This window comes from Pseudoalteromonas sp. TB41, from assembly GCF_000497975.1.
In the GTDB taxonomy this organism is placed as follows: Bacteria; Pseudomonadota; Gammaproteobacteria; order Enterobacterales; family Alteromonadaceae; genus Pseudoalteromonas; species Pseudoalteromonas tetraodonis.
Genome location: NZ_AUTH01000084.1, coordinates 123,115 through 134,115, shown reverse-complemented (window position 1 = coordinate 134,115; position 11,001 = coordinate 123,115). Strand labels below are relative to the sequence as shown.

General features: G+C 39.2%; 11 protein-coding genes. 5 read left to right on the top strand and 6 right to left on the bottom strand.

Annotation, left to right across the window (positions count from 1 at the left end; genetic code table 11):
- Positions 1 to 16 precede the first annotated feature (16 nt).
- The gene (locus L641_RS0113420; RefSeq protein WP_024600952.1) at positions 17 to 916 is read right to left on the bottom strand and encodes an IS982 family transposase; all 900 of its coding nucleotides are present in this window, start codon (positions 914 to 916) and stop codon (positions 17 to 19) included.
- A 111-nt stretch (positions 917 to 1,027) separates the two neighbouring features.
- Between L641_RS0113420 and L641_RS0113415 the strand changes: the two genes are divergently transcribed.
- Positions 1,028 to 1,774 carry a glycosyltransferase family 25 protein gene (locus L641_RS0113415; protein ID WP_008113762.1) on the top strand — a complete coding sequence of 249 codons (747 nt, stop codon included), beginning with the start codon at positions 1,028 to 1,030 and terminating at the stop codon, positions 1,772 to 1,774.
- 37 nt (positions 1,775 to 1,811) lie between these two features.
- On the opposite strand, the gene L641_RS0113410 is transcribed toward L641_RS0113415, so the two are convergent.
- From L641_RS0113410 to L641_RS0113390, 5 genes are all read right to left on the bottom strand, one after another.
- Entirely contained in the window at positions 1,812 to 2,231 is a 420-nt protein-coding gene (locus L641_RS0113410) for a group 1 truncated hemoglobin (RefSeq protein WP_008468306.1), read from the bottom strand.
- Positions 2,231 to 3,061, bottom strand: coding sequence for a DUF3034 family protein (locus tag L641_RS0113405; protein ID WP_008468304.1), 831 nt, complete (start codon positions 3,059 to 3,061; stop codon positions 2,231 to 2,233). Before L641_RS0113405 ends, L641_RS0113410 begins: the two co-directional genes overlap by 1 nt.
- Positions 3,051 to 5,366 (bottom strand): EAL domain-containing protein, encoded by a 2,316-nt coding sequence (locus L641_RS0113400; RefSeq protein WP_008468302.1) that lies wholly within the window; start codon positions 5,364 to 5,366, stop codon positions 3,051 to 3,053. Before L641_RS0113400 ends, L641_RS0113405 begins: the two co-directional genes overlap by 11 nt.
- Entirely contained in the window at positions 5,356 to 6,021 is a 666-nt protein-coding gene (locus L641_RS0113395; RefSeq protein WP_008468294.1) for a methylamine utilization protein, read from the bottom strand. The genes L641_RS0113400 and L641_RS0113395 overlap by 11 nt, the downstream gene beginning before the upstream one ends.
- A 137-nt stretch (positions 6,022 to 6,158) precedes the next feature.
- Positions 6,159 to 7,262, bottom strand: a complete 1,104-nt coding sequence (locus L641_RS0113390) for a phosphoribosylaminoimidazolesuccinocarboxamide synthase (protein WP_008468291.1) — start codon at positions 7,260 to 7,262, stop codon at positions 6,159 to 6,161.
- A gap of 217 nt (positions 7,263 to 7,479) precedes the next feature.
- Between L641_RS0113390 and L641_RS0113385 the strand changes: the two genes are divergently transcribed.
- From L641_RS0113385 to L641_RS0113370, 4 genes are read left to right on the top strand one after another with little or no spacing between them, the layout of a single operon-like run.
- On the top strand, positions 7,480 to 8,514 hold the full coding sequence (locus L641_RS0113385) for a CDP-glycerol--glycerophosphate glycerophosphotransferase (RefSeq protein WP_008468289.1): 1,035 nt from the start codon (positions 7,480 to 7,482) through the stop codon (positions 8,512 to 8,514).
- 6 nt (positions 8,515 to 8,520) lie between these two features.
- Positions 8,521 to 9,207 carry an ABC transporter ATP-binding protein gene (locus L641_RS0113380; RefSeq protein WP_008468281.1) on the top strand — a complete coding sequence of 229 codons (687 nt, stop codon included), beginning with the start codon at positions 8,521 to 8,523 and terminating at the stop codon, positions 9,205 to 9,207.
- Positions 9,204 to 10,451: an ABC transporter permease gene (locus tag L641_RS0113375; protein WP_024602165.1), complete on the top strand. Its 1,248-nt coding sequence runs from the start codon at positions 9,204 to 9,206 to the stop codon at positions 10,449 to 10,451. The genes L641_RS0113380 and L641_RS0113375 overlap by 4 nt, the downstream gene beginning before the upstream one ends.
- A gap of 14 nt (positions 10,452 to 10,465) precedes the next feature.
- Positions 10,466 to 10,966: a DUF3299 domain-containing protein gene (locus L641_RS0113370; RefSeq protein ID WP_008468279.1), complete on the top strand. Its 501-nt coding sequence runs from the start codon at positions 10,466 to 10,468 to the stop codon at positions 10,964 to 10,966.
- The last annotated feature ends 35 nt before the right edge of the window (positions 10,967 to 11,001 follow it).

Sequence of the window (11,001 nt, the reverse complement as noted above, 5' to 3'; positions counted from 1 at the left end):
TTAACCTGAGATCTGGTTAAGCCAACATTAGATTATTACTCTCTAAAATTTCAAGTTCTTGCGATGTTAAATCTAATGACGGCTTTTCCTCTTTTAGGCAATAGGCAATTAATCCACCAAGTAAATTTAGCATAAAGCCATGCATACTGCGGTGTCTAGAGTGTTCAATGTAAGAAATGTTTTTCAATTGATCATTCACCGTTTCGATTATAAATCGTTTTTTCAATAAAGCCCTGTCCCACAATGAAACAAATTTTTTCTTCATATTCTTTCGAACCGTCGTGATCAACTCGACACCTTTTTCTAGTAACTCACCAGAGAGCGCTTTGCTGATATAACCTTTGTCGCCATAGAGTTTTCCGAAGATAGAGTCCGCCATATCAGAAACAGGCTCTCGATCATCCACATTGCCCGTTGTGAGCTTTAGCGCCACAATCTCACCTAAATGATTAATTATTAAGTGTAGTTTGAATCCATATGACCAACCCATAGTGCCTTTTCCATGATGAGCAACGCCTTCAAACACTTTATTTCTTTTAGCTCTGATGATGTGACACACTTCTATTTTAGTGGAGTCAACAAATTGTATACCTGTGGGCTTGCCAAGTTTTGATGTGAGGTAACTGCACATCGGAACCACCACACTAGGCATAAGCGCGAGAAACCTTGCGTAACTCAGCAACTCTGGAAAATAGGCTTTAAGTTGACGGCAAACATAGTGAAGGTAGTAGTTTTTGAAATCTCTGTAATGTGACTGGTGAAAATGGATGATAATAGTCATCACCTCTGACGGAGATAAGCGGCATGCTCTTCGACGTTTAATTTCACCATTTTCGAGCAATATACGCTGCCAGCTTGGGAAAAATAACTTTGAAAAATCATCGACATCACAGTACGTTTCAACTAACTTGTTCATGCTCGTTCCTTTTTGTTCTAATCACTCTTGGTCGAATGATCGGATCATGGAACGAGCATTTAGTTCCTTTAAATTAGTAATTTCTTATCCGCAGCTCAGGTTAATTAAAAAATGAAAACTTCGATATTTATTATCAACATGAAACCTTGTGAATCCCGTTGGTATGAGGTTCAAAAGCGACTTAAAGATCTTAATATAAGTGCTGAACGCTTTGAAGCTACTATTGGTAAACATCTTGGTGAGCAAGAGCTCCTCAAATGGTATTGCCCGAAAAAGAATAAAAACTCATATCATCGCAACTTAACACTAGGAGAAATAGGTTGTTACATTAGCCATATGCGAGTCTGGGAGCATATAGTTACACACTCGATACCTATGTGCGTAATACTTGAGGACGACATTATAATTAAATCGCATTTAACTAATACGATTGAATCAGCAGAAAAATTAAAAAATTGGGATTTTATAAAACTTTCCGATAGCCGAGATTTAGCATTTATTAATACACACCCCCTTGAGAGTGAGTTTGTTTTGGGGAATTACTTTAAAGTCCCAAATGGAGCTCAAGGATATATATTATCTCTTGAGGGGGCTAAGAAACTTCTGCACAGAAAGCCATTTTTTAGACCTGTTGATGTTGATATGCAGTTTCATAGTGAAGTTGGGCTCAATATCGTAGGTATTAAGCCATATCCAATTGCCACTAATAGCCAATTTGAAAGTGAAATAGCAAGGACAAATTCAGGTAGGCATTCTAATAAAAGTACATTTATTAGAAATTTAAAACACAGGTTAAACTTATATATGCAACGCAAAAAAATATCAGCTGATCTGTCAATTATAACTAGAAAGTTATAACTGAAGCTCAATATATTGGCTGCATGACTGCGACCTGTTAAATTTTAATAATTTCGCCACGCAATGGCGCCATTTTAGCTAAAATTTTATTTTGCACTGTATGTGGGATATTTTGCTCGTTCATTGCATTTATTAATAAATCGACAACGTGATTGAAGTCTTTTTCGTTTATGTTCATGCCTGTATGAATAGCAACCATAGAGTCACCTTTATATTCACAAGGGCCCTCCACCAGCGAACATAAATGGCTAATAAACCCTTGTCGAAAATGACTGATATTACTGTGCTCAAAGTAATGAAACACTTGTTTGTCATTACCTATTTGTGTAATAAAACTATCAGTTAGCCTCTCAAGCCCAGCTTGTTCGCCAAGCTGGTGATACAAAGAGGTGTTGGGTTGGGTTGTACACCCTGCAAGTAAGTTTAAACAACAAAAAATAAATACACTCAGTTTCATTACCAATACCCCGTAACCGATAAATACCAGCCAGTTTGATTATCAACACCAGCAATCCGCCCTAAATCTAAATAGGCCGCAGTCACACTCATATGCTTATTTGGTATCCACGCTATAAATAAATCACGCCAATCTTGTTCGCCTAACCCCAAGTTGTTGGCTTTTTGTCGATATTCAACACCAATGGCAAGTTCACGACTTACAAAAACTGCACTACTTGCTTCTACTAAAATATGGCTGCCCTCATTAGCCCCGCCATATCCTAACAGTCCTAGCTGATTGGCTTTACTGTAGCGAGTAGTCACATTCCAAAACCAGTTGTACCCAGCAAGTGCGCCCAAATGTAATTTACTGGCGGCTAGGTACACATCTGTACCACTGGTATTTTTTGCGCCAACTAACTTTGCTACTGTGCCATCCTCTAGTGATTTATGCTGTACGCCCACACTTAGCTGTGGCCACTTACTGTAAACAATATCACCGTATAAACGAATTTTAGCCCCAGAAATTGACTGCTCTATTTCGGTATTGAGTGCAGGCACATCAAACTGCTGCACTGCATAACTGAGCTCAACACGATTGAATAGGTTTAGTTGCATGCCGCAGGCATCAAGACGATAGTCAGTAACATCAGCACGACTACAAAAACCATTAACAGCCCATTCGTCTTCACTGGCATACCCTACTAATTGTGCCCAAGGAACTAATCCGCCCCCTGCACTGCCTTCAATTTGAGACACCCCAGGTGTTGCTAATAATTTCCCCGTAGCAGCCATACTTAACGCACTACAAAATGAGAGTGCCAAGGCGAATAATAACTTAATGTACACGCTGATATTCCTCTAACCATTGTTCTAATTGCTGCGCTTTTAAAGGGCGACTTAAATAGTAACCTTGCGCATGATCGCATTGCATTTCGTGAAGCATTGATAAAGACTCAGCGGTTTCTACCCCTTCAGCCACAACAGAAAACCCCAATTGGTGACCCAGTGTGATTGAAGAGCGCACTATGTATTGATCTTTTTGTGACTCATGCAAAGTTAAAATAAAGCATTTATCTAACTTAAGCTCATCAATAGGTAACATTTTTAACCGTCCTAGTGATGTTTGCCCTACGCCATAATCGTCCAATGAAATTTTAACGCCAATAGTTTTTAAATCTTCTAACGCTTTAATACCTTGGGCTTCATTTTCAATCATATCGCGCTCCGTCAACTCAATAGTGACAGAGCTTGGGTTTACTTGGTATTTATTTAAGGTGGCTACCAACGAAGCGTGAAAACCTGAATGAGCAATATCTTGGGCAGAAACATTAATAGCGGCTTGTAAATGAATATCCTTTTTTGACCAATCGGCTATTTGTGCAATCACAGTCTCGACAACCCAAGCGGTCAGCTCTACTATTAACCCTGACTGCTCGGCTAAATCAATAAAGACCTCAGGCGAGACCCAGCCACCATCTTTTCGTTGCCAACGAATAAGAGACTCTACCTTATCAATTTTCTGACTTTTAATATTCAATTTAGGCTGATAGGTCATAAATAATTGTCCATTATCATCATCAATTGCTTGTTTGAGTTCATCAAGCATAATTAAACGGTCTAAATACGCCTCATCTTCACCGTCTTGATAATAATGTAAGCTTTGCTGACTCGTTGTAGCTGCATCTACAGCAATGAGTACACGTCGCATTAAATCGTCCGCTTTAACGCCTTGTCCAGGGTACTGCACAATCCCAGCGTTAAAACGCAAACTTATTTTTAAGCTTTTAATCTGATAAGGTGCCTGTAATTGCTCAATCAAATCGGCTACAGCACATTTTACCTGCTCAATCTCTGCACAAGGGTAAACCGTTAAGAATTCATCGCCACCAATTCGAGCATGAAAACCACCTAGCTCATCAGAAAATTGGCGAATACGGTTTGCCACTGCAATTAAACATCCATCCCCTACTTGTGGACCAAGCTTATCGTTTATATGCCTTAAGCCTTTTATATCAATAGCAACAAGCGTGTACCGCGCATCATTAGTGAGCCGCTTAGCTAATAAATCTAACATGGCTGAACGGTTATAAAATCCCGTTAAGGTATCATGGTGTGCTTGAAAGCTAATTTGCTGTTCACGCTTATTAATATCATTACCCATGTTATTAAAAGCATTCACGAGCGTTTCTATTTCACTGCTTTGCTTTTTACCTTCAAATTTAAAGCGGTAGTCGCCTTTTGCAAACTGTCTGGCAATAACCGCTAACTGTGAAAGTCCTGTCGTTAAATTATTTGCTAACAAACTACTGGTGATCACACCAAATAACATAGTTAAAACAGCGAGTGTGATCAGCGTTAATAATAATTGCTCAATATCGCGATAACTCGAAGTTAAATCTGCGCTAAGCAGTAAGGTTATCGGATGCGATTGTAAAGAGGGTAAAGCTATTTGTTCGTTTTCATAGGTCAAGTATTCGGCAAAAAAACGAGCCGTAGTTTTATTGGTAAAGTACGCTATTGGTTGAAAGTTATCTGGTTGGGATACTAGCGAGCTTGTTGCAAAATCATCTAATTGCGCAACAAAACTAACCTCCATTCCGGTTAAGCTTTTTAGCTCAGTGGCCACTGCAGATGTTATTTTAAATCCGACCAAACTGTAAGCAATGGTTCTGGGAGTTTTAACTGGCAATAAAATCACTTGGTACAGCTGGTTATTTAACACCACAAAGCTCGATTGCTCAGAATTATTTAATAACTCATCCATCAAGGGTTGTAGATTATCGGCAAAATTTTGTGCATTAACATTAGCTGACACTAACCGCCCTGATAAATCGAGCAACAGCATAAGATCCGCATTGATCCGTTGACTGTGGTTGTATAACACACTGCTAATAGTGGCTGCATCACGAGTTGCAACCGCTTGCTTAAAACCAAAATCAGCAGTTAACACCTTTGCGGCTGTTAATAATAAGCTCTCTTTTGATTTTAAATATTGTTTATAAACGCTTTGCGCAACCGTTATATTTTGTTGCACTTTTTCTGCCTGAAATTTACTGGTAGACCACCAAAAGCTCAGTAAACTAACCAAGGTAGTGAGTAATACCAAGCCAACGCAAAGCGTTGTAATGCGACTGCGTAAATTATTGGCCATTGCCTTCCCTAAATTGACTGCCAAAGGTATTACGTGGTGCAGGGGTAGATGTATTTATAGTTATTGATAACGGGCTGGTCAATTCTATATTAAACTGTTTTTTATTATCCAAGGGAGCTGTTTGCAGTGAATGCCAAACACTTGCTTGCACAGGAAAAGTGTCTACTTGCAGCTTTATCTGGCCTTGCTCGTTACTGGTATACACATGACTACTGTTAGCGACATATATATAGCCCACCATGGAGTCATGAATATTGCAGCCTAGAACAACAACACCTTGATTATCAAACTTAATAGGTTCTTCTGGCTGGCCAGAATAGAGCTTTAATTGAAAAGGTTTAGCTTTTGAAAAAGAATAAACATGGTGGCGAATATTATCGCTATTTGGAAAGTCGACGTACTGACCTTGGTGCACAATAAGCAACTCTGGAGAAAACTGTTTATCAACTTGATCCATTACCGCTGTGGGTAAATTGCCCGAAGTTTTTGAAGAAGGTAAATGATTTATTTCTACGACAGCATTAGGCAATACTTGGTCATGCTGATCTTTAATAACCAAATTAATGGTATTACCAAAAGCCGATACACTAAACAATACACCCAGTACTAATAAATAACGACGTTTTGCAATAACTTGCCATGCTCGCTCTAACATAACCACACCCAAAAATTCACCATAGGTTAAGTTAATTAGAGACGAGCACTAATTGCAAGAATTATAGTTCAGTAACTTAAAATAAATACTTTATCATTAGTTAAAATGAGCTTTGCTATATCTATCTACTTACTACGTTATTTAACGATTAAACCGTAATCAGCATCTAAAATAGCAATCACTTCTTGGCGCGGATCATTAGGTATAATAATCTCTTTACCAATAATTTTGCTCGCGATGCCCACATAAGTGTCAGACACTTCAAGCATTACTGACTCAGGTAAAATATAATCTTTTGCTAACTGCTCACGCTCAGCCATACGGTCTTTATTTAATAACACATCACTCTCTGGTACGTTATTAATTAACAGCTGACGGAAACCTTCTTTTGAGTTTTCAACAATCTTGCCATCTCTATAAGATGCTTCATCCCAAATACGCGATGAATCGGGTGTCCCTACTTCATCAATATAAATAAGTTGCTGCGCACCATTTAAATCTTCTACGTAACCAAATTCAAATTTAGTATCTACGAAAATTTGCCCGAGCTTAGCTAGCTCATTACTAATTAGCTCGAACCCTTCTACCAATAATTTTTCGTATTTGGCGACATCGTCAGCCGATTTAAAATTAAAAACATCTAAGTTGTTTGTAATATTTTCACGAGTGATGTTTACATCATCAACGGCAGGAATATCAGCAACCCCTTCTATAATACCTTTAGTAGAGGGAGTTATAAGTACTTGCTCAAGCTTTTGATTCGCTTTTAAGCCCTCTGGAAGTTGCAAACCACAAAAGTGTCTTTCGCCTTTGGCGTAGTCGCGCCACATACTGCCGGTAATATATTGACGAGCAATCGCTTCAACTTTAACTGTACTGGCTTTACGAACAATCCATACGTATGGATGAGGAATATCAACAATATGATTACCCGCCAAACCGGCTTCATTAAACATGTTAAACCAATGAGCAGCCACTGAGTTTAATGCAATCCCTTTACCAGGAACGCCATTTAGGCCATTTTCACCTTGCCATATGCAATCAAAAGCAGAAATTCTGTCTGAAATAACCATAATGGCTAATTCAGTATCGGCAGGAACGTTATAGCCTTTTTCATTTATTAAGCGTTTGCTATCTGCATCGGTTAACCAATAAACTGAACGCACTTTGCCACTATGTACTTTACCTTTGGTACGAATGGGTAAGTCATCGTTTACGTCTAAAACTTTATAGCTAGTCATGCTATCTCCGGGGTTTGGCATGCTCAAAGAGCAAAGTATGGAATTGGGGTTAGGCGCCCTATAATAATCTAGCCAACCACAAAGCTCAATCTTAGGCTAAAAACAAATCATCTCAGTATATTTATCTAGCTGGCGCATTGGGGTAAACTTGCATGATTACTTGCCCTAAGGAGCTAGCTTGAACTATTTAACTGCCACTAAGAATAAGAAATATTTAATGTATATTTCCCAAAATTATTCCTATGCTATTTTAAGGCCTTTGCAAGCAGAAATATTAGCTCAAGGAGGGGAAGTTAAATGGTTTTTAGAAGGTGATAATGTTAATCCTGACTTTTTGAAAAGTGATGAAAAAACACTAAATTCTATTCATGAAATAAATCAATGGGCGCCTGACGCAACCTTTGCACCAGCGAACTCTATCCCTACATTTTTTCCCGGAAAGAAAGTGGCTGTTTTTCACGGCTTTGATGCTGGAAAGCTAAATAAAAAAGGCCAAAACGATCACTTTAAAGTGCGGGGCTGCTTTGATTTATATTGTACACAAGGCCCAAATACAACGGCTCCATTTACGGCGTTACAAAAAAAATTGGGTTATTTTAAGGTAGTAGAAACAGGTTGGCCTCCCCTAGATCAATTTTTTAACGGTAACTCAAAGCCTAGCCACATTGATGAAACAGACTCTCGCCCAACAGTATTGATCTGCTCTACATTCTCAAAACGCTTATCTCTTGCACCTAAACTTTATGAACAAATAAAACACTTTAGTGAAAGCGGTAAATGGCGACTCTTAGTTCAGTTTCATCCTAAAATGGCACAAGAGTGGGTTGATAAATACAAAGCGTTAAGTAATGACAATCTAACCTTTGTTGAAACAGACAATGTTATTCCTTTATTACAATCTGCTGATGTAATGCTGTGCGACACTTCATCTATATTACTGATGTTTTTGGTACAACGAAAACCAGTTGTAACGTTTTGCAATAAAGCACCTGAAAAACACTTACTTGATATTACGGATAAAAATAACGTTGAAGCCGCAATAGACTATGCACTAACTTACCCAAAAGAACTTGTGGATAATATTGAAACTTTTTGCCAAGAATTACACCCATACACAGATGGTAACTCAAGCCAACGAGTACTTTGCGCAACCAATGAACTGTTGCATAGTGATGAAAAGCTCAAAGCTAAACCACTTAATCTTATTAGACAATTTAAAATGCGCAAAAGACTTAACTATTGGAGTTGGTAAGACGTTATGATCAACCTTGAGAATGTATCTTTTAAATGGCATAAAAAAGCAGCCAGCCCCACTCTCACTATTGAGCAACTCGCCATTGATGAAGGTGAACATGTTTTTTTACATGGGCCAAGCGGCAGTGGTAAATCTACCTTACTGGCACTACTAGCAGGCATTAATGTAACCACTAGCGGCCAACTTTGTGTTTTGAACCAAAATCTAAGTGCGCTTACCAATGCACAGCGCGATGCATTTAGAGCGGATCATATTGGCTATATTTTCCAAAACTTTAATTTACTACCTTATTTAACCCCATTAGAAAATGTATGTTTAGGGTGCCAATTTTCGAAAAAGCGTCAGCAACACGTGCTCAACCAAACTGATAGTTTAACCAAAGAAGCCGCCCGACTTCTCAACGCACTTGGGTTAGAGGCGCACTTTCATAATCAAAATGTTGCCACTTTAAGTATTGGGCAACAACAGCGTGTTGCTGCAGCACGCGCATTTATAGGCAGCCCTGAACTTATTATTGCCGATGAGCCTACTTCAGCACTTGATACCCAAAATCGTGAAAGCTTTATTAAGCTGCTATTTGAACAAGCAAAAAAAAGTAACAGCACGCTTGTTTTTGTCAGTCACGATGAAACATTAAAGCCACTCTTTAGCCGCACAATCGACTTAGTAAATTTACAAGGTGATGTATGATTTTATTTAAACTTGCCTATAAAAGTTTGCTAAATAGACGTGCCAGCGTATTACTGACATTGCTCACTATTGCGATTAGCGTCATGTTATTACTCAGTATTGAGCGAGTTCGCGTAGATGCTAAAAGTAGTTTTAGTAATACCATTTCGGGTACCGATTTAATTGTTGGCGCACGCACTGGCGATATTCAATTACTCCTCTCCTCGGTGTTTAGAATTGGCCATACCAACAATGGGGTGAGTTGGCAAAGCTATCAATACATAACAAAACAGCGCGGGGTTAAATGGAGCATTCCTATCAGCCTTGGCGATAGCCATAAAGGTCAAGCTGTCTTAGGCACCACACTCGATTATTTTAAGCACTACCGATTTGCTAAAAAACAACCCTTAGCATTTGAACAAGGACAGGCTTTTTCTAGCATCAATGAAGTTGTTATAGGTAGTGAGGTTGCAAGTAAACTGGCCTATAAAATTGGTGATGAAATTGTGATTTCTCATGGCATGGGCAATACTAGCTTTCATCATCATGATGATAACCCTTTTAAAGTGGCTGGTATCTTAAAGCCTACCGGTACCCCGGTGGATAAAACCTTGCATGTGCCACTGGCGGCAATTGAATTGATTCATGGTGGCGGCCATCATGATCATGACGATCATCATGATCACTCGAGCCATGCATTAATTGGGCACCCAAAACAAATTACCGCCTTTTTAATGGGCTTCGACTCACCGCTTTATACGCTACAAATTAGGCGTAACATTAACCAATATAAACAAGAGCCTCTATTAGCGATTATGCCCACAGTCACTTTAAAAGAGCTTTGGGAAATGCTGGCAATAATAGAAAAAATACTGCTGTTATTTTCATTTGTGGTGGTCATTATTAGCTTGCTCGGTATGTTAACCACATTACTTGCTAACCTTAATCAACGCCGCAGAGAACTGGCAATATTACGTTCTGTGGGCGCCCGCCCTTGGCAATTATTTTCACTGATCAGTATGGAATCACTGCTTACCACCTTTTTAGGCTGCTTAGTAGGTTGCACTCTATTTTATGCGCTTATGGGTACGACCGCGGGTTACTTACAAAGCCAAGCTGGAGTGAGTATTAATATCAGTATGCTCTCTGACTATGAACTCACTTTGATTGGCGTTATTATGGCTGCGGGATTCATTATTGGCTTGATCCCCGCTACACGCGCTTACTTTTATTCTCTTAGTGATGGTATGAGTATAAAAATATAAACTTTAGGATGATCATGACGTTGTTTAAAGTAACTACACACTCTTTAATGCTATTAAGTGCAGTGCTAATTAGCTTTGCTAGCATTGCAAATCCCCCGAAGGAAATTTTTTGGGAAGACTTGATCCCACAAGGGCATGTGCAAATAGATACCCAAGCACAAGCTAATCACGAAGGCAGTGAGCAAAACTGGGTGCAACCTGATTTGGACGCGCCGGTTGTTAAAGCACTTGATGGGCAGTCTGTTAGCTTACCTGGGTTTGTTGTGCCACTTGAAGGTGACAGCGAACTTATTACCGAGTTTTTATTAGTCCCTTACTTTGGTGCCTGTATTCATGTGCCACCCCCACCGCCAAACCAGCTGGTTCATGTAACTATTAAAGGCGGTGTGCCTATCGATAGCTTATATGATGCAATTGTTGTAACGGGCGTTATTAAAACGCAAACTTGGTCTGGCGAAATAGCCCAAGTGGGTTATCAAATGCAAGCTGTCGGTGTTGCTCCCTTTGAGCTTTAATTCTTAAAATAAAAAACCGCGTAAAAACGCGGTTT

What these genes read in the sequence shown, in the direction of transcription:
- L641_RS0113370 (WP_008468279.1), top strand. Translation starts at nt 10,466, where the DNA reads ATGACGTTGTTTAAAGTAACTACACACTCTTTAATGCTATTAAGTGCA.
- L641_RS0113420 (WP_024600952.1), bottom strand. Translation starts at nt 916, where the DNA reads ATGAACAAGTTAGTTGAAACGTACTGTGATGTCGATGATTTTTCAAAG.
- L641_RS0113375 (WP_024602165.1), top strand. Translation starts at nt 9,204, where the DNA reads ATGATTTTATTTAAACTTGCCTATAAAAGTTTGCTAAATAGACGTGCC.
- L641_RS0113400 (WP_008468302.1), bottom strand. Translation starts at nt 5,366, where the DNA reads ATGGCCAATAATTTACGCAGTCGCATTACAACGCTTTGCGTTGGCTTG.
- L641_RS0113410 (WP_008468306.1), bottom strand. Translation starts at nt 2,231, where the DNA reads ATGAAACTGAGTGTATTTATTTTTTGTTGTTTAAACTTACTTGCAGGG.
- L641_RS0113380 (WP_008468281.1), top strand. Translation starts at nt 8,521, where the DNA reads ATGATCAACCTTGAGAATGTATCTTTTAAATGGCATAAAAAAGCAGCC.
- L641_RS0113395 (WP_008468294.1), bottom strand. Translation starts at nt 6,021, where the DNA reads ATGTTAGAGCGAGCATGGCAAGTTATTGCAAAACGTCGTTATTTATTA.
- L641_RS0113415 (WP_008113762.1), top strand. Translation starts at nt 1,028, where the DNA reads ATGAAAACTTCGATATTTATTATCAACATGAAACCTTGTGAATCCCGT.
- L641_RS0113385 (WP_008468289.1), top strand. Translation starts at nt 7,480, where the DNA reads ATGTATATTTCCCAAAATTATTCCTATGCTATTTTAAGGCCTTTGCAA.
- L641_RS0113390 (WP_008468291.1), bottom strand. Translation starts at nt 7,262, where the DNA reads ATGACTAGCTATAAAGTTTTAGACGTAAACGATGACTTACCCATTCGT.